General features: G+C 43.7%; 20 protein-coding genes, 1 tRNA gene and 1 pseudogene. 11 read left to right on the plus strand and 11 right to left on the minus strand.

All coding sequences use genetic code 11. From position 1 onward, the window contains the following. Nucleotides 1-125: 125 nt before the first annotated feature. From P3339_RS13085 to P3339_RS13120, 8 genes are all read left to right on the plus strand, one after another. A tRNA-Ser gene (locus P3339_RS13085) sits at nucleotides 126-213 on the plus strand. A gap of 209 nt (nucleotides 214-422) precedes the next feature. Continuing rightward, a complete protein-coding gene (locus P3339_RS13090; protein WP_282950756.1) occupies nucleotides 423-941 on the plus strand; it encodes a hypothetical protein in 519 nt (172 codons plus the stop codon). Then, a complete protein-coding gene (locus P3339_RS13095) occupies nucleotides 941-1,156 on the plus strand; it encodes a hypothetical protein (protein ID WP_282950757.1) in 216 nt (71 codons plus the stop codon). The genes P3339_RS13090 and P3339_RS13095 overlap by 1 nt, the downstream gene beginning before the upstream one ends. 458 nt (nucleotides 1,157-1,614) lie before the next feature. Next, a complete protein-coding gene (locus P3339_RS13100; RefSeq protein ID WP_282950758.1) occupies nucleotides 1,615-2,088 on the plus strand; it encodes a hypothetical protein in 474 nt (157 codons plus the stop codon). Nucleotide 2,089: 1 nt separating this feature from the next. Next, complete coding sequence (locus P3339_RS13105; RefSeq protein WP_282950759.1) at nucleotides 2,090-2,497, plus strand: DUF2971 domain-containing protein; 408 nt, start codon at nucleotides 2,090-2,092, stop codon at nucleotides 2,495-2,497. After that, nucleotides 2,452-2,940, plus strand: coding sequence for a hypothetical protein (locus P3339_RS13110; protein WP_282950760.1), 489 nt, complete (start codon nucleotides 2,452-2,454; stop codon nucleotides 2,938-2,940). Before P3339_RS13105 ends, P3339_RS13110 begins: the two co-directional genes overlap by 46 nt. Nucleotides 2,941-3,042: 102 nt before the next feature. Then, on the plus strand, nucleotides 3,043-3,492 hold the full coding sequence (locus P3339_RS13115; RefSeq protein ID WP_282950761.1) for a hypothetical protein: 450 nt from the start codon (nucleotides 3,043-3,045) through the stop codon (nucleotides 3,490-3,492). A gap of 47 nt (nucleotides 3,493-3,539) precedes the next feature. Then, entirely contained in the window at nucleotides 3,540-4,193 is a 654-nt protein-coding gene (locus P3339_RS13120; RefSeq protein WP_282950762.1) for a hypothetical protein, read from the plus strand. 145 nt (nucleotides 4,194-4,338) lie between these two features. Here P3339_RS13120 and P3339_RS13125 read toward each other — a convergent pair whose 3' ends face one another. From P3339_RS13125 to P3339_RS13145, 5 genes are all read right to left on the minus strand, one after another. After that, nucleotides 4,339-4,602 (minus strand): hypothetical protein, encoded by a 264-nt coding sequence (locus tag P3339_RS13125; RefSeq protein ID WP_282950763.1) that lies wholly within the window; start codon nucleotides 4,600-4,602, stop codon nucleotides 4,339-4,341. A 30-nt stretch (nucleotides 4,603-4,632) separates the two neighbouring features. Then, on the minus strand, nucleotides 4,633-5,316 hold the full coding sequence (locus P3339_RS13130) for a hypothetical protein (RefSeq protein ID WP_282950764.1): 684 nt from the start codon (nucleotides 5,314-5,316) through the stop codon (nucleotides 4,633-4,635). 259 nt (nucleotides 5,317-5,575) lie between these two features. Further along, entirely contained in the window at nucleotides 5,576-6,313 is a 738-nt protein-coding gene (locus P3339_RS13135) for a hypothetical protein (protein WP_282950765.1), read from the minus strand. A gap of 387 nt (nucleotides 6,314-6,700) precedes the next feature. Continuing rightward, nucleotides 6,701-7,228, minus strand: a complete 528-nt coding sequence (locus P3339_RS13140; protein ID WP_282950766.1) for an SMI1/KNR4 family protein — start codon at nucleotides 7,226-7,228, stop codon at nucleotides 6,701-6,703. A gap of 960 nt (nucleotides 7,229-8,188) precedes the next feature. Next, nucleotides 8,189-8,491 (minus strand): hypothetical protein, encoded by a 303-nt coding sequence (locus P3339_RS13145; protein ID WP_282950767.1) that lies wholly within the window; start codon nucleotides 8,489-8,491, stop codon nucleotides 8,189-8,191. Between the two features lie 165 nt (nucleotides 8,492-8,656). On the opposite strand from P3339_RS13145, the gene P3339_RS13150 reads away from it, so the two are divergent. Continuing rightward, a complete protein-coding gene (locus tag P3339_RS13150) occupies nucleotides 8,657-9,457 on the plus strand; it encodes a potassium channel family protein (protein WP_282950768.1) in 801 nt (266 codons plus the stop codon). Nucleotides 9,458-9,732: 275 nt separating this feature from the next. Here P3339_RS13150 and P3339_RS13155 read toward each other — a convergent pair whose 3' ends face one another. Further along, complete coding sequence (locus P3339_RS13155) at nucleotides 9,733-10,647, minus strand: FAD-dependent oxidoreductase (RefSeq protein ID WP_282950769.1); 915 nt, start codon at nucleotides 10,645-10,647, stop codon at nucleotides 9,733-9,735. A 386-nt stretch (nucleotides 10,648-11,033) separates the two neighbouring features. On the opposite strand from P3339_RS13155, the gene P3339_RS13160 reads away from it, so the two are divergent. Together P3339_RS13160 and P3339_RS13165 are read left to right on the plus strand one after the other, a co-directional pair. Beyond that, nucleotides 11,034-11,402, plus strand: coding sequence for a putative quinol monooxygenase (locus tag P3339_RS13160; RefSeq protein WP_282950770.1), 369 nt, complete (start codon nucleotides 11,034-11,036; stop codon nucleotides 11,400-11,402). Nucleotides 11,403-11,871: 469 nt separating this feature from the next. Continuing rightward, nucleotides 11,872-12,426, plus strand: coding sequence for a hypothetical protein (locus P3339_RS13165; RefSeq protein WP_282950771.1), 555 nt, complete (start codon nucleotides 11,872-11,874; stop codon nucleotides 12,424-12,426). 366 nt (nucleotides 12,427-12,792) lie between these two features. On the opposite strand, the pseudogene P3339_RS13170 reads toward P3339_RS13165, so the two are convergent. The 5 genes and pseudogenes from P3339_RS13170 to P3339_RS13190 all read right to left on the minus strand — a co-directional run bounded on the left by P3339_RS13170 (nucleotide 12,793) and on the right by P3339_RS13190 (nucleotide 17,550). Beyond that, a pseudogene (locus P3339_RS13170) lies at nucleotides 12,793-13,431 on the minus strand (NAD-dependent epimerase/dehydratase family protein). Nucleotides 13,432-13,571: 140 nt separating this feature from the next. Beyond that, a complete protein-coding gene (locus P3339_RS13175) occupies nucleotides 13,572-14,060 on the minus strand; it encodes a hypothetical protein (RefSeq protein WP_282950772.1) in 489 nt (162 codons plus the stop codon). Between the two features lie 317 nt (nucleotides 14,061-14,377). Next, nucleotides 14,378-14,644: a hypothetical protein gene (locus P3339_RS13180; protein ID WP_020415179.1), complete on the minus strand. Its 267-nt coding sequence runs from the start codon at nucleotides 14,642-14,644 to the stop codon at nucleotides 14,378-14,380. A 132-nt stretch (nucleotides 14,645-14,776) separates the two neighbouring features. Beyond that, nucleotides 14,777-17,089 (minus strand): efflux RND transporter permease subunit, encoded by a 2,313-nt coding sequence (locus tag P3339_RS13185; RefSeq protein WP_282950773.1) that lies wholly within the window; start codon nucleotides 17,087-17,089, stop codon nucleotides 14,777-14,779. Beyond that, nucleotides 17,083-17,550: an efflux RND transporter permease subunit gene (locus tag P3339_RS13190; protein ID WP_282953592.1), complete on the minus strand. Its 468-nt coding sequence runs from the start codon at nucleotides 17,548-17,550 to the stop codon at nucleotides 17,083-17,085. The genes P3339_RS13185 and P3339_RS13190 overlap by 7 nt, the downstream gene beginning before the upstream one ends. Nucleotides 17,551-17,568 lie beyond the last annotated feature (18 nt).

The following is a 17,568-nucleotide window of genomic DNA, read 5'->3' on the forward strand; positions in this document are numbered from 1 at the left end:
CTATTTATGCCCGACGTGTTTGTCGGGACTGGTCAATAAACCACCTAACCTATTGAACTAATTAAAAAAAATCACAATGGCGCTTGTATGTAGCACGAAGCTATGTATAATGCGCAGCACAATTTGGTGGGGTGGCTGAGTGGTCGAAAGCGGCGGTCTTGAAAACCGTTGACTGTAACAGGTCCCAGGGTTCGAATCCCTGCCCCACCGCCATATAAAGTCTTGTAAATCATAGACTTACAAGCATCGAAGGGCGGTACCAATTTCCTTGGTACCGCCCTTTTTCGTTTACGTCTCAACAAAGTCTCAACGCAAAAATATCTCTTACTGCCAGGGAGGCGGGAAGTGCATGCCTTCATGGCGCCGGTACCCATCTCCAAGCTGAAAGAAAAAAGCAGAAAGCCATTTGAAAAGGAGTTTATATGGCAGCCTATAAGCTAAGCATGCGCGAGGAACTAGAGCGCAGGTATACCGAACTCAGACGGCAATCGATCCAAATGGCCAATGAGGCACTGGATCTACCGGATACCCGCCTTGCACTTGTCGATAGCGCCTCCTACGCGGCTTTCCGGCATTGGGAGAATCATCCCAACCGGAAGGTTGATTGGGACTGGCCTTCTTCCTGGATAAGCTGGAAACTCAAGTTCCCTAAACGATTTGAATCTGCTACTTGGGCTGGGAACCGTCTAGTAGGCTTCGCTATGGGGCGCCCAACCTATCATGCTACAGGGCTAAGGCTGGACTACATCGAGAAATCACCAGAAGCTGGGGAACCACATTTAGACCTAACCTATTTGGCCCTATACGCCTATGCCACTCTTCTCGGCGCTACGCATGTGAAAATCATGCACCCCATAAATAGTGATGTCCGAGATTACTATGAAAACAAAGGGTTCCAGTACGACCCCAAAAGCGACAGCTGTACCCGGAGAATTATTTGATGAATGACAAAATCAAAGACTTCAATACTGCTCATGATGAAAAGCTCAAAGGGCTTTCCAAAGAAGAGCGAGCAAAAGCTGGGCTAAAGAAGCTGGCTCAACAAATGAGAGCAGAGAAAGGCAAGATCAAAGAGCCTGAAGGCTTGGCATCCGGCAAAAGTGACAAAGACGGAAAAATGATCATTGATCTCGATAAGGACCATGACGATGAGTAACAAGGCGCTAACCGACAAAGAAAAACAGTTCACTGTTCTGCCCAATGAAGCAGATCCCAAAAGTTCGTACACAAAGGCAAAGAAAGCAATCTCAAAGGCGTTAGCTGAGATCAAGAAAGGTAAAGGCACAAGATAACCGCCTGTCCAACGCTGCCATTACGAATCAAGCCAGAGCGCGCCAGCCCTAGCTACAAAGATGCTCCTGTCGCCCTCTTCCCTTGTAGCCCGTACCAGTATTCTGAGGTTCTGATCAGTGAAAAATCTGTTCAAAGCTCTTCAAAACCTTTCATTTTGTGAAATCCCCATTGGCTGCAGGCCCCGCACCAGCTCAGGCCCTAGCCTCTTGTGCCATTTCATCAACTAAAAGAGTGCCCAAAATCGGCAGGCGTGGGGAGGAGTGACCGACGCCCCTTTTTGCTGCACAATTATTGATCACAGATAATCAGAGGGAACTGGTAATGCGTATTTTTACGGGGTTTTTAAAGGTAAGTGCGTATTTGGTCGCTTTATCGGGTTGCCAAGACGCAATGAAGAAAATTGAAATCTATCCAACGATAGATAACCTAGTAGAAATTGAATCAGATCGACTCAAAATCATAGAAGCCAGGAGCGCTGATGACGGCATCCAGATTACGCTAGGTGAATCATCTAGCAACCGCTGTAATATTCAAATCCAAAATAAAAAATTAGGGTCAAAAATTATGTACAACTCCTTAGAGGATCAACCCGGAGGAGTTAAAGCCAGCTGCCAATGGAACGGTAAACACTTCAAGCAGTCTCGCAAGCACTTCACCTCCCTTGCTCTAAGGCTTGAAGAGGATTCAATTACTATTGACCTTCAACTAGCTGATCCAGGCAACAATCATTTTTTAGCTTTCACACTCTTTGAAACCTCATTATCAAACCAGTTAAAAACGAAAGGACAGATGTAAAGTGGGATTAATCTATCACTACACTGATATCAATGGACTTCACGGAATTATCGGTGAAGGTGAATTTTGGCTGACTGACAATCGTTTCCTCAATGATCACACTGAAGGAAAATACGCAGAAGCTATACTAAGTGAATTTAGTAGCGAAATACTAAGTGAATGTAACAAAGATCACAGCATAGATATTCTTTCAGAGCTAATGCAAGAAAATCATATAGATGGGGGCGGTAGAATATATGTTGGATCTTTCTCTGAAGAAAACATTTTAAGTCAGTGGCGTGGTTACTGCCCGAAAGAAGGTGGATACTGCATAGGTTTTGACATGGCTCAACTCAACGATATATCTGGCTTTCAACTTGAAAAATGCAATTACAACAAAAAAAGACTATCAACCAATGGAAAAATTTAGCAAATCGCATCAATGCAGACTATGAAAAAGGTGCCGGACCACAGAAATATATAATTCATGAATCTGCTTGGGAAAAAGCATACCGTATAATTCCGGGAATTCGCTATTCAGCAGAAATAAATAAAATTAAGATGACTAACAAACACCCTGACTACATAGATGAAAGGGAAACAAGGATATTTAAATTCGCAAAACCAAAAACAGAAAGCAAGAACAGTGAATTTAGAGCAAGACTAGAAGAAGATCCAGAAGTTCACTTCAGGAAGTCGAAAGGAGGCTTAGTGCCTTACATCAAACTTCAGGGTATCGACACCCTCGTAAAGAAAGTACACATCGGGCCACAGGGTGATACAGACCTAAACATGTTGGCACTTGAAGAATTTAAGAATCATAATAAAAAACTGAAATTCGATATAGAAAAGTCAAACACACCACTTCGATAAGAAAAGGGAACAAGAACCTCAAAGCCCCCCACTCACAGAAAACAAAGAATTAAAGCAACCGTTTCTAGATAAACATAAAGGATGTTAAAGAAGGGTCTTGATATGCACAGAAGTCTTCACGAAAAAATGGTCAGCATACTAACCAAATCTGAAGTAAAAGAAGACGCCTCACTCTGGGAATACCCCTTATTTACATACACATTGTATATAGGAATAATTGTCACACTCACTTCAATAGTGACGATTTCTATATTACTGGGAATTCAAACAACCGGAGAGGGTGCGAGATATGAAGCTTGCATATCTATGAACTGCATCAACAATTTCTTTATATATTTTTCACCCGCAATAAAAATATGTACAGGCTTTCTTGCAGTCCTTGGTGTTATTGCCCTTGTATTTCGTAGTGAGCAAACAGCCACTCAAATCTCAAATGCCAATAAGACACATAATTACGAATTATCAAGAAATCGTGAACTCTGGGAGCACGAACAAGCTAAGACAGCCTTTAGTCAGTTTTTTCAACACAAAGAAACATTTTTTCTCTTATAAATTTTTATGAAGAAAAATTTCAGATCACCTTTCACAACAAGCCAACGATGTATAAAGATTGGTTTTCCGGGAGTACTGTAACCACTTTTGACACACGACTATACGATTATTCTGGAGGGCCAATATCTGCATCAACACATCTAATTTCATTTGCAAAGGAAGCTAGTAAATGCTCGATCACATATGCATTTTCAGAAATCCAGCTAGCACACCAAAGATACACTTTAATTAAAGCTTTAAACGACTTAAGAATTCCTCAAAACTCCCACATATCAAAATCCATTCAGGATGATACTTTTACACTCGGTAGCTTTGAAAAATTGCTAGAAATAACTCAGGGGATACTAGAAATATCCTCCAACGATATTACAATGCATAGCTTTTTATCTACTATGGCAGAAATATATGAACGTTCTGGATCTTTGTTTAGGCAAATCAATAGACGCCAAAAAACACCAAATGACCGAGTTTTAATATGTATATTTGGTGAATGGTATGAAGCGCTAGATGGGCCAGCTATAGGATATACATACTCTAACCAAGAAATAGACTACCACCTTAGATTTTTTTCTTGTCCAAAAACAGAGAAGTATTTATATCCTTCATTTGAAACCCGTGAAGAAATAGCGGAAGGCAGTTTAGACGAATGTGTTGAGATCAACATCATAGATGAGGATGAATGGGAACAAGCCACCCAATGAAAATAAAATCAGTATTAGCTCGCAACTTCTAACCCACATACGATGCTGGTACAGCGTTTATCCCATGCGGGGGCTTTTCCTGATTCCGGGGTGATAATTTTGATAAGCACCACGGATCACTGTGGTGCTTTACTTAGTTATAAATTCACAAGCCCACACCTAAGCATGGGTATTCCCTCTCCACCAGTACCCCGCCCCGCTCAATCGAGTACTCAGTAAACTTGCCTGTCACAATATCCAGAATTTGCAGCCAGGAATAAAACTCCGCCTTCTTTGATTTCGCAATCTCCTCCGCCAGCTCCTTTGCCGCCTCTTGAGTTGGCGCAGAGTCTCTATAGCTTTTCGCTCCACCATTCATCAGGTGGACTCGTTCGGCAAAAATGGCATACCTGTTTACTCTATTATTCATAACTTCTCTCCTTTTAAGTGTATAACCAGCTTAAGCCCGCACCGCGCTAAGCTGGGATTTCAAACTATCTGCACTGCTCTTGTGCCCATTAATTGCCGCCTCTTGGGTTGGCTTCTGCCCATTCCCAGGGTGCGAGTGAGTCGCAAGGGTGGCGGCCAGGGCAGACACTACGCCTATTAAATCCTCTAGCACTTTCAGCACGTTTAAAGATTCACTGCCCAACCAAACCTTGCCGCCATCTTTTACTTTGATAGTTTGGCGGACTTTGGCCACTGATTCGCGAATATTTCCGATTTGCTCCTTTATGTCACGGCCCGCTGAAATATTAATATCACTGGCTGTTGTAATATTTAGATTGTCGAGAGCGGATAAGTTCAGACCGCCAGCAGATAAGAAACGTAAAGCTCCAAGGGCTTCAATTATTTTTACGCCGGCCACCTCTTCTACGGAATGTTCCCGCACTTGTCGATGTTCGCTATCGCAGCTCGCTTTAACTTCAGCAGCCTCTGTAATTCTGCGTAATGATTTCTCGCGTATGTCACCGTGCGTTTCCCGGCTCCATTCTGCGCTGGCGTCCACCTTTTGCCGTACAGAGTCGCATTGCTGCCAAATTAAATCTTCACGGTCGAGCGCTGGGAGCCCTACCCCATGCGATAACACCGTGCGAATAAATGGTTTATCCGCCCGGCCATAGGCGAAATCTATTTCAACCACTGTGCCCGGTTGAGGAAAACCAAAGGCCCCCGCATAGTGCAGAATGGGGACAAGCAGAGCCCGTGAAGAAGAAACCCTGATTTATACGAGAACCCTATCGGAGTTAAACCAAGATCATCAGACACTAGCTCTTAATCATCTGGAAATAGTTTATAAGCATGGAAAAAAGAGAGAGGGTAAAAGAAGGGACTGCACAGCAGTCCACGTTAACAATTTACTAGTGTGTAGTTATTCAGAAGGTGTCCTATCAAAGTCAAGTCTAAACCACCAGGAAACTTTGGGCCAACTCTTGAACCTCCCTCTTAAGTATGTCCTTGCCCTTTTCATTATATTCATCAGTAGCTAGTATCATTATGCCAATAACATCGTTGATATCTTCTCTTTGTTTTTCCTGACTTTTTGTTAGAGTTACATTGCCATCTGCATCAAATGAATAAAATTTCTTTCTACTTAAACCCTGCTCGCTATCAGTTATGTGAGTAACTCGAATTCCCCAGTTTTTATTCTTATATTGTTCTGGCATATCATTTTTTACAAAACTCTTGATACCTGTATCCAAATAACTATTCAATTTCCCTTCAAAGTTTTCCTCGGAGATATTTCCAATAACTATATCCGCAATCAACCTGTTTGAGGCTGGAGGCGGCAACTCACCATTCGCACCACTAAGTTGTGTCAATGCAAGACCAACATTTTTCAAGGCTCCTCTTTGAGAAGTCGCCGTGGACCACTTCTGCTGGGTAACAGTAACACCTTGTCCAGACCCGTAATATTGGTCACCATAGCTGTCATTTTCCAATGCATCTCTACCCGTCCTGTAAAGCTTCCTAAGCTTTGTGATTTCGTACAAATGACCAGGCAAATCTCTCAAGGTAGAATTCCAATCGGTAGATATCCTAGCAGCAACACCCGTCATTAAGACTTTGACGGTTTCACGGGCAACACCATATCCAACCAATTCATCGCCAATTGATTTCAATTCGTTTATAAATGACACTTCCGCCCTCCTTGGGGAGATCCTTGTGGAATGGAACCTTCAGAATATAATTCGATTAAAAAATATTAAAGTATCATACATAGTCGGTCAACAATTAAAGGAAGCCATACTTCTGCTTACATTAGCGATTTATACATCTAAATACTTTCGCATATAATCAAAAATAATACGATATAGTAACGAGGGTCGAATAAAATATTTATTTCACCCTCAAAGCGGAATTCTGTCTTTGACATGGTTATTCAAACTGCAAGTTGAATCATGCGCTAAATTCTAGTGCACGAACTCATCACGATAAAAAGGCCTAGAGGGGAGTAATAGTATATTAAACCTGACCTGACTACTACCAATAGAAAAAATTGATAATGTCAGATCAACTTTGAACCGCTACAGGTATGGAAATAGATGGATGTACTTCTTAGGATCTACGTTAGCTTCCCGTACTAGATCTCTAATTGCGATTTCTATGTACTCTTCCAATGTTTCCCCCGTGGGGTTAACTTCCGCTCCATCTCTTCCATAACTTATTTCATGTACTATTGGATTAGCGTCGCCACCACACTCGAAGAAAAGTAGTTCAGCACCATCTATACACCTAAAAACGAAACTACTACCTGGTAATTTATCACTATCACCCTCCTCTTCTAACTCTTCCCTAACCTCCTCTTGAAACTTTACCAGCTCATCAATAAGCTGAAACCCGCGTAGTTCATCTAACCACTTTGGGCCCCTTCCAAAAACACTGAGGAAATCAACGTAGGCTGCCGGAAATTTTAACCCTATACTTTTTTCGACCTCACAAATAGCTTGTAAATCCGACCCAAATTCATTTGGGTCGAATCTATATCTAGAGCTTGCAAGTGCTGCTGCATATTCAGATAACTTTGCCGAAAGTCCCATATTAAAACCCTTCAATTGTAACACCAAGGTCACATTCTGCATTAAGAAGAATCTTAAAGGCAAATTTTATCATTACCTAAATCAATAAGAAGCTAAGATAAGACTATCTCTTTTCACTAGATCTCTCCTTTCAGCAAAAATACTCGAAAACGGGGCTAACAAAATTGTTTCCCCTTTAAATTTATCCTTGAGAATTCGCAGAACTGGGCACGCCCTCAGCAGAAAAAATGGATACCTATAAGCCTATGATAAAAACTACTGAGGCAGAACAAAATATTAGGGCGGCTACGCCAATTGGATACATCAAGAACTTCGCTGTTTATTCTCTTCAACTTTTGTTGCTATTTTCTCCAACCAGGCTTTAGCACTTTTTATAGCTGTTAGTTTTGAATCACCATGGACAAGCAAATGCAAACTTCCCACACATGCACGGAAAACAGAATTACCTACTTCGAGGTCGGGCTCTGCCGTCACACCAATACCTAATAGAAATTTGGCTCTTTCCGTGATTAAACAATTTTTTTCATATGCTTCTGTTTGATCTTCGGTAACTGTTTATCCTCCACTAACCTTAAGGAAATCCTTCTTTCTCAAATGAATACACTTTCTTTAGATATAGAAGGAACATCAATTTCCCTAAATATACCCTTGGCTGGCACCAGTAAACTGGCTGTTGGTTGTAGTTTCCTTGGCCAAGCCTGAACTGGTAGCGCGAGAGCTTAGCGTCTAGCTAAGGTTGCATCGCTCTGTACTGATGTAATTTCGATCAATACAAAGCGGCCGCCGCTGGGTGCTCTGCAATAGTGGGGCCGAGACGTCCGCGCAGGAAATAGCCCAATTACCAAATGCCTGAGCTGATTTATTCGCCTCGCCAAAGATGACAATTTAATTGCCGATCAGCGCCCCACTCTGGTGGTTTACCAACTCGCCGAGGATGCAGTTTTCCAAGGTCCGGCCTCTATCATACAACTACACCTATACGCAGTTGTATGTGTCGGGGATTTCTGGTTTGTGCTTGACCAGAGTGGTTACCAGCTCGCCCACAACCGCTTGCACATTAGTGCTGCTGGATTCGACAAATTTCTGCCCACTGTCGAGCGACAGTGCCATTGTGATGCTGTACCAGGGGCTATTGCTGCCGGCGAGTGCGATGCAATAGCCCGGCTTGCTGTTTTCACCGCTGGGTAAGACACGGCACACCAGCTTTGCTGGCCTGCATTTTGATATTGTAGAATCTGCCCCCTGAATAGTGAAGGTGCCGAAAACCAGGTTTCCCATGATAAGTAAACCTCCACCAGTGGGTGCCACCAACGGTCTTCTAAGGTATGCTCGCGGCAATCCTGATCCGCATGGGCATGACTAAGGGAAAAGCATGTTTTACTTACACATGGAGAGTCTAGAATAGAAATAAGGGCCTTAAACTAGAGATCATGGAATGGATAAATGACTCGTTTTCTTTCCTTCCTGACCTGGAAGAAAATACTTCTAGGTTACTTCTCAGTCATTTTTATTTTTGCTGCCATCTATAGTAGCTGCAACTCCTGCCTCAATGAGCAACTCGGCTTTTCAAAGAGTATCTACTTCAGCATCGTAACAATTACGACATTGGGATATGGAGAGATTTATCCGGTCAGCAAATTTGGCTTTCTGCTGACCTCCATGGAAACACTACTTGGAATTGCAACCTTCGGCTTACTTCTCAATGAATTCACCAAATATCAGTCTGCTCGTCAGGAAAAACTAAGACAAATTAAAAGAATTGGACAACTGAAAAATGCATACCACTATTTTAGGGTTCACATAGCTGACTACTGCACCACCGAAATAAAATCGGCAACACACAAAGAAAAAACTCCAGCACCGCATGACATGATGGGCTTTAGGGAATATCTTGAGGCAAATAACAAAGTAAATATCAATATTATCAAGCAAATACTACCAAGAAATTCCAGATTCCGACTAATGATAATGACTGAGTATAAAATATATGCCAGGCAAATAGAGCTGGCTTGCTTAAGCATAAACCTTCACGATACAAAGCTATTAGATTTCTTTTACAGTCATATAAGCCAATCTGTACGGCTTGAAGGACTGAGTAGCGCCACGGAAACACTATCTGAAATTATATTAAATTTAATCAACGACATTATGGCGGGCATAAGCCCAGATGGAGTCAGGCGCGATCATGATGTATATATGGACTATATCAATTCCCTAGAATCTCATGTCAGAAAGGAGCTTTAGACCATTAATAGTGTCGCTATACAAACTTTAAATATCTTCCACCAGATAGATAAGACCAACCAGCAACGAAAATCCTATAATGGCCATATTAGTGAATCAAACTTCAGTTCAAATGATTAACACTCTACAACAAACCGGCTGAGCCTTCTCTTAACAAATGGTAAGTACTTGGCTGCCGCCAATACTGTATTGAACTCCATTCTTGCAACCAATGTTTTCGCAGTGACGATTTTTCTACCGCACTCAGTGATCGCTATAACTTTTTTATCTTCCCTCTACCGAACCTCTGAATATCCATCCATCTGATTTCCAGCCATACGCTTAGCCAGCTCAACTGCATCTGCAATCCCCAGGTTCATCCCCCGTCCACCTACTGGGATGCAGCAATGAGCGGCATCCCCAACCAAATGTATCCTGCCCTTTGAATAGCTCTCAGCTTGGCGAACTGAGACTTTAAAAACACCCTCGCTTCGAACTTTGTGTATCTTCAGAGGCAGCGGAAATGCTTCCAAAGCATTCTCACAACTGGATACAAAACGAAAGCGGTTCTCTCCGATCGGCACAGATACCGCGACTAAACCCGGTTTCATCTGAGTTAAGGTAAATGTTTTTGAGTATGGCCAGTTTTCAACTTCAACATCAGCTATTGACCATTTCTCTTTCAAGTCAAAACCCGGATAGGCAATATTGGCACATTCCCTGACTGCGCTGTGAATACCACCAGCCCCTACAATATAGTCGAACGTTTCATTCTCTCCATTGGAAAGTTCCGCCACTACCTGATTACCCTCTTTATTGAACTGTAAAAGTTCAAGCTGATATTCGACTTGAACCCCCATGGCCGATAAGGTTGCTGAGGGGACCATCTCTATCCTATCCTTGGGCAACCCCAGAATTGTAGGAAAATAAGAGGAGCAGGAATGGAGAGGCATTCTCATAACCAGGCGTGTTCCCTGATAAATGCGGGCTTCTTGGATAGCAATACCCTCCTCAATAAGCTGCCTGGAAACGCCTAACGGAGAAAGCAGCTCAAGGCTGCGAGAGGTAATACCCACGGCACGGCTTAACGTTGACGAGCTATCACGTTTATCAATGATCCTTGCGAGAATGTGCCTAAGGGCTAGTTCCACCGCAAGCGTAAGACCGTTAGACCTGCACCTACAATTAATACCTTCATAAAGTTCCGGCAAATTACCTCTTCAAAAAGATAGCACGATCAGCGGGGGGACATTCTGCAATTAACCTTACGAACCACTAATAGCTCATATCTAATAAAAGCTCAAAATATATTACCTGACTTACTCGTCATCCTTATTGGCCAGCTCTAGAGAGTGTCCTGTTTATTACCAATGAGTTTTGTAACTTCTCTTGACCGCAGTGATTAATTGCCTAGCACCTGTCCCGCAAAAGGGGTGAGACCGACAAGGAGATTTTTAAAGGACAAGAGCCATGTATCCAAAAGTCCCATCTAGAATACAGCTGTGTTAACACAGTTTTTAGGATACCAAGAGCACTATTTCTCACTCTCTTGGCAAATGTGTAAGTAGTAATGTCTTTCGGTAATGAGGTAGCGGGCATGTTTAACAATGTTGGTTGGATTATCGAAGGGAAGATCAAGAAAGGACGTGAAGCCGAATTTAAAGCTATCGTCGATGAGATGGTAGATGCAACTAAAAAAGAAGGTGGGACATTGAACTATCAGTACTATGTGACTGATGATGGGAAAGTGCTTATTTATGAACATTTCAAGGACTCGGAGTCCGCTCATAAGCACATAGATTCCTGGGATGCCTTCGCCGAACGGTGGATGGCGGCTGCTGAGCCAACACGCCTTGTTCACTTGGGAGATATGCCCAAGGAGCTAAGAGAACGCCACTCAGGCTTGAAATCGATCCTGTATCATCCCTATGCAGGCTTTGATCGTTCCGAGGGAAAACTCCACTGAGTTCAACACAACCTAATTTTACCTGACAAAGTTTCACCAGTCTGGTCGGTTGCTTTATTAAGCACAACCAGCTGGTGAACATAACCATTACAACAAAAATTAGCCTTTGCTATCTTTGTTGAAGGCGTTCCAGCTCTTGTTAGAATTGTTGGCTTTATCATTCCCGACCCATGATTTTCTGCCCTATATATCACCGGTAATTTGTCATTCATCACCACTGAGCACTTAGTAGTTGTGGTACTTGATGCCGTTAACAGAGGACGGAAAAGTGGGCTATGCGGCTATGCTTCAGAACCAGTAATATGGCAACTCCACTAGGAGCCCACCCCCTCCCAAGCCTGAAAGTACAAATCTTGAGCAATTAGAGTTCCACAACTAGACGACCAAAAAAGAGGCTTAATTCCTGCATGCGACACCAAATATGAGATAATCCCTTGCCATGAAATATCCATCGCATCAGGGAAGGTATATGACCAAGCTCGCAATCACTCTGACGGCTCTCTTGTTAGCCGGCTGCAGTGCGACAACAAGCCTTACACAGAAAAGCTCTGCCGAGGTCCGGCAGGGCGTGACAACAATACACAGTACTATTGGGAACCCTGGAATCGCCTACAGTGGCCCTCCAATGCAGGCGACCACTGACGGTTCAGACCTCAATTTGGTCTACTACGAACTCCGTGCTTTTGAGCCTGAAACTGGCGGTTCCATCCGTTACCGCTTGGTCATCGATATAACTTATAGGGCAAGTTGGCGTAACTACGTATCCGCAACCTTTAGTGGTAGAACAAAAGTCAATGTGACCCAATTAGAGAAAAGCGTCCTTAACTGCACAGGTGTTACCACTTGCATGCTCGAAGAGACATTAGAGGTTCCTGTAGAGGAAGAGCAAATAGTCAGCGCGCTCAAGCGCAGAGAGTCCCTCAGGGTGAAGCTCAGGGCAAAGTCGGGTCACCGCTCCGTAGTTGAGGTCCCAACATCCTACCTAATGGGCTTTTACGCTGCTATTGTAAATCGGCAGGGGTAAGCGCAACTGGGGCCGCGCAAACCCTATTCGCGGCCTATTCTCCCCCCTCTGGGCACGACCTGGCTATCTCGCCCGCACAGTCTTCTTTAACCCCTTCTCTACCGTTTCTGGTGGCCTCCAACCTAACAACCTCTTTGCTTTTCTTTATATTCACCCGTAGGGAACCGCATAATCGCTCAGCCATAGCTCTTTTTCCAAGCAGAGAAAGCCCCATAATCAACAGGGACTTTGTCACTGGTACCAGTCGGGAACGGTACCCCAAAGCGTTTGAAAGCCGGGTTAACAAGTCGGAGAGTGACATGTCCATATCATCAGAAACCAGGAAGACCTGGTTTGCAGCCTTTTGGAGCGCAAAACAAGTAGTGATCAGGTTATAAACAGAAACCACAAACTATGACGGTTATCTATTGCACCTAGTGATAGAGGTAAACCCCACTTGAGCCAGGACATCATCGATTGAAAGTTCGCTTTCACTTCAGGCCCATACACTAACGGAGGTCGGATAAGCACTACCTCCATTCCAGTCTCCTCGGCCAACGCCAATAGGGCATCTTCTGCTTCTTTCTTGGAAATTCCATAGGGATCGAAAGGGTGATGCCCTTCATCTGCATTAAAGGAAGCCCGGCCCTCAGCAGATTCCCCATTAACCTTGATCGAACTCAGTTAGATAAAACATCTTACTCCAACAGAGGCTGCATCACTGGCCAGCTTTAAGGTGACCTCAACATCAACTTTTCGAAACTCTTGAAGGGGGTCCGCAGAAACTTCCTGTATCACATGCACCCTGGCGGCAGAGTAAATCACCACATTAATATTCTCCAGAGCCCTACACCAGTTAGTTTCAGCACTCAAACTGTCTATCTGGAAGCCACCTTCTACTGCCTGACGATATACCGAGGTTACGGTATAGCCCTTCCTCCTTAAAGTCGGTAATAAAGCACTCCCCACAAAGCCACTGGCCCCAGTTAATAGTAGATATTTTCCAAAAGACCACTCGCGCCCCAAAAATAGTATTTGTTTGTTAGTTTACCTTTGGGCTGAGAACAAGTCATCGTGTGGGACTAATCGGAATTTGCCATAACAACTCATGCGAGGAATGTAATTAATAGAAGGAGCTATAGAATAAGATTCATTTAAAACACAGATCAGTGAATATCGGAAAAGTCTGTGTCACAACTACGTCGTCGGTTCCTTTCCGCATTCTTCAACCGGGCCCTTACATTTTCCAACGCCCGTTCGTGGGGTTCGGCTGTTTCCCAAGTACCCCAGCGCTTTTCCCAGGCTTCACGAGCGCGTAAGCAGGAGATAGCTTGGTGGTAGTGCCATTTTGCCTTATTGCAAGAAGAGAGCCCCTTTGGCGACTTGCGATCACAGATATGATGATAACGCTTATGGGCCATTTGTGCCTTAAAGTCCTTCTCAGTCACAGCATCGAAATGCCTGATTGCCGGCGCTCTCTGGCTGCGTTGTTTAGCTACATTCCCAGAGGAGCGAATTACTACAGCTCCCAATAATTCCGCCGAGGCATATCGGGAGCAACTTCTATCAAGGCCATGATAAGTGAGAAGTGACGGGGCTATCACAACAGTTTCCAGGTCTAACAGGCCGGCGTGAGCTTCCAGGCAACTGATCAATGGCCCTCTCCCTTCTACCTTTCTACAATCCTCAAGACTTGCAGTACTGGCAAAAAGTACAGGAGTAAATAATACGGTTAGAAATACAATAAAAACAGCGATATGGGCACTCAGAACTAGCTTTGTGCCCAATCCAATTGCTGATTTGAAAAGCCCTAGGCCCCTGGTTATCCGGGGCTGATAGCTGGTTTGCGATGGCCGTGGACGAGCCAGCAATAGGAAAACCCTCCGGAGCTATCCATATTAGAATTTCAAGCGAAAATTCTAGTGTCTAGGGATAACGTTTCCAAAGTAATTTAGTTCTATCCGGTTCTCCACTACATATGCTTCTTCAGTTCCTTATGGGTTAGTACCGGGGTTACCCAGATCTCTGCTCCCAACACCGCAAAAAAATTTTCATTGTAGGCCATTAATTTATCTTGGCGTTTTTCCTCAAAGATAAAAATTGCTGCCCGCTTACCATCCTCTAGAAAGAAGAATGACGACTCCGGATCTGCTGAAGCGACAAATTCATTGAAAACAGCAGACATGGATTTGTCAGCTATAGAATTGTTACCTGGTTTTACCGGTATCAGAATTTTCATTAGAAGGCGCATGGAGAATCCTCACATTTTTGTGTAGAGAGAACTGGGTCCAAACATAGCTAATGCCGATAGCGTCAAGCTGCAATCGACGACAATTCCCTATATTTATACTTTACGGAAAAAATGAGAAGATTAAGCTGTCACAGGGATGTCGCCATCTCCTTCCTTTACACCGCGCTCCTCCCAACGGATCCACTTCAAGTCCACGACCATGATCGTATACAAAACTGGCACCAACAGCAGCGTACCGCAAGTGGCCAGGATCAAGCCGCCAATCTGAGCAAAGCACAATGGCTGCCACAGAGGACCACCATGGACAGCCAGAGGTACCAGAGCAAAAGTAGTAGCTGAAATAGTGATCAGAATTGGACGCAAACGCATAATGCCGGCATCCAGCAAGGCTTCGCGGAAGGGGTCACCTGCGGCATGACGAATTTCAATAAAATCAAATAACACTATGATATGGCTGACGATTACTCCCACAAGACTGACAATGCCCAAAAAGGCCATAAAACCAAATGGCTGACCAGTTACATAAAGAGCCAGTAGTGCGCCCACCATTCCAAGTGGCACCGTAGCAAAAACAACTAATGGTTTAAGCAAATTACTGAACTGAAACACTAGAGCCAAAAATATTGCACTGGAAGATACACAGAGAATCATCAGCAGTTGCAGAAATCCATGTTTCGCATTTGCCGCGTCTCCAGAGACTTGCAACTGGTATCCGCTCGGTAAAGTATTTTCCAGTTCATCTAGTTCATCTTTTACATCTGCCATAATATCAGAGGAAATAAAACCGGCATATGGAAAAGCAAAGACCGTTATTGTTCGGAATTTCTCAAGGCGATGAATTCTCTCAGTTCTAAATCGGATACTTGTTTGTGCTACTTGCTCTAGTGGCACCCGAACATCGCTATCTGCAGAGAAGACATAGAGGTTATTAATATCTTCAAGCTGACCTCTCTGATCCAACCGTAAGCGAGCGACAATAGGTATTTCTTTATCTCCCTGTCGCAAGGTAGCCACTTCTGTGCCATTAATTCCGGTTGAGGATGCGAGTGCTATATCTGCATTGGTCACACCAGACATTGCTGCACGATCCTCCATTACATTCAGAAGTAAAGTCAGGCTTTCACCTGACCAGTCCTGGCGAACTGTTCTCGCATAAGGCGACTGCTGCACTATTTCTTTTACTTTTTCAGCTGTCTGGCGAAGCAAGAGAATATCTTGCTCTTCCTGCACTGAACCAGTTGTAACACGCCCGGAAACCCTAATTGCAAATGGATAAGTCACTGGAGTAGTTTGCAACTGGCGCACATCTAAATAGGCACCTGGAATATTTTCAGTTAGCGCCTGCTGAATCTTAGGGGCCAGCACCGGAGTCAAATCTTTGTTACTCAGCCTGATGATAATTTGTCCGTAATTAGGCTGCTGTTGCTGCGGGTTAATTGTATACCAGAATCTCGGCGCCCCTCCACCAACAGTGGTACTTAGGGCTTCCAAAATTGAGTCATCTCTCCCTATCTCTTTCTGATATTGGGCAATTGTCTCACGAATAATCTGCTCCGCCTTATTTGCCACACTATCTGTAGCATCAATGCTGGCATCATTTTGCAACCAGATATCCACATAGGAAAGATATTGAACATCATCTGGAAAAAACGCATTTTTAAGCTGGCTTTTTAATGCAAATCCACAAACTAGAATAACCGTGGTGGTCAGTAGAACTAGTTTTCGATGATCTATTGCCCAACCAGCCAAACGATAATAGTGACCTGTAAGGCCTTGCTTACGCTTCAGATCAAGACTCAGCTCCTTGACTTTTGGTGGTCGCAATATAATGTTGGCAATAAATGGCAAAAAGGTCATGGAGACAATTCTCGACGCTATCAAAGCGCAAGCCATTACAACTGGCAGACTATGTAAAAAATCTCCCTGATTACCGGTGAGCAGCAGGAATGGCAAATAGGCCACCACATTGGTCAATGTTGCAAAGAATATCGCTTTTGCAAGCAATGTTGGCCCCAACCAAGCGGCTAAAAATGAAGGTTTTCCTGCCGCCATTTGTCGTTTGATTGCATCCCCGGCCACTACGGGGTCATCAACCAACAGGCCAAGTGCGATAATAAGCGCGGCAATTGATACCTGCTGGATGTCCACGCCCATAAACTGAATAAAACCAAAGGTCATGGCCAAGGTTATAGGAATTGAAATCATTAATAATACTGCTGAGCGCCAATCTGAAAATCCGATGAAAGCAACAATTACCACGAGGATAATTGCTTCAATTAATGCCTCAATAAATAGACCCACACTCTCTTTAACCTGGCGAGGCTGATCGGACACTCTCTCAATGATTAAATCTGGAGGCAAGTCGACTTTAACCCGCGCAAGGACTTTATCCAGAGCTTTGCCAAGTTCACCTATCTGCTCACCATCTAACATCTGCACAGACAAGTTAATACTGCGGTGACGGTGCCAATTACCCTGCTTATTTTTATAGATATAATAATTGAGTAAAGTCGGCGGTGATTCATAACCCAGCGTAACATCAAGAATCCCCTCAAATATACCGGGGTTCCATCCTCACTTAATGCAACAGGGACATCGCCAATTTCCTTATAATTATTAAAGTCTCCACTGGGAAATATAGGGATGTCCATATTCTCTACAGTTAGAGTACCCCCGGGTATTATATTATTCCTGGCATTCAAGATTGGAGCAATCATATCTGGACGCAAATCATAAGAAGCCAGCCGCTCCTGGGAATAAATCAAATTAACCTGTTGATGTAATACACCTGAACGCAAGACACGCTTCACCTGAGGAAGTGTGCGAATATTCGCCGCAACAAGCTCCGAAAAATCATCCAGCTGCCGATAGCTATACTTAGCTCCAGCTACCATAGACAAACGAGCGCGAGT

The sequence above is a fragment of the Microbulbifer sp. MLAF003 genome, from assembly GCF_030012965.1.
In the GTDB taxonomy this organism is placed as follows: domain Bacteria; phylum Pseudomonadota; class Gammaproteobacteria; order Pseudomonadales; family Cellvibrionaceae; genus Microbulbifer; species Microbulbifer variabilis.

Coding starts and splice junctions, on each gene's coding strand:
- P3339_RS13100 (WP_282950758.1), top strand. CDS start 1,615: ATGCGTATTTTTACGGGGTTTTTAAAGGTAAGTGCGTATTTGGTCGCT.
- P3339_RS13090 (WP_282950756.1), top strand. CDS start 423: ATGGCAGCCTATAAGCTAAGCATGCGCGAGGAACTAGAGCGCAGGTAT.
- P3339_RS13095 (WP_282950757.1), top strand. CDS start 941: ATGAATGACAAAATCAAAGACTTCAATACTGCTCATGATGAAAAGCTC.
- P3339_RS13180 (WP_020415179.1), bottom strand. CDS start 14,644: ATGAAAATTCTGATACCGGTAAAACCAGGTAACAATTCTATAGCTGAC.
- P3339_RS13185 (WP_282950773.1), bottom strand. CDS start 17,089: ATGTTAGATGGTGAGCAGATAGGTGAACTTGGCAAAGCTCTGGATAAA.
- P3339_RS13150 (WP_282950768.1), top strand. CDS start 8,657: ATGACTCGTTTTCTTTCCTTCCTGACCTGGAAGAAAATACTTCTAGGT.
- P3339_RS13165 (WP_282950771.1), top strand. CDS start 11,872: ATGACCAAGCTCGCAATCACTCTGACGGCTCTCTTGTTAGCCGGCTGC.
- P3339_RS13145 (WP_282950767.1), bottom strand. CDS start 8,491: ATGGGAAACCTGGTTTTCGGCACCTTCACTATTCAGGGGGCAGATTCT.
- P3339_RS13120 (WP_282950762.1), top strand. CDS start 3,540: ATGTATAAAGATTGGTTTTCCGGGAGTACTGTAACCACTTTTGACACA.
- P3339_RS13125 (WP_282950763.1), bottom strand. CDS start 4,602: ATGAATAATAGAGTAAACAGGTATGCCATTTTTGCCGAACGAGTCCAC.
- P3339_RS13160 (WP_282950770.1), top strand. CDS start 11,034: ATGTTTAACAATGTTGGTTGGATTATCGAAGGGAAGATCAAGAAAGGA.
- P3339_RS13110 (WP_282950760.1), top strand. CDS start 2,452: ATGCAATTACAACAAAAAAAGACTATCAACCAATGGAAAAATTTAGCA.
- P3339_RS13115 (WP_282950761.1), top strand. CDS start 3,043: ATGCACAGAAGTCTTCACGAAAAAATGGTCAGCATACTAACCAAATCT.
- P3339_RS13190 (WP_282953592.1), bottom strand. CDS start 17,550: ATGGTAGCTGGAGCTAAGTATAGCTATCGGCAGCTGGATGATTTTTCG.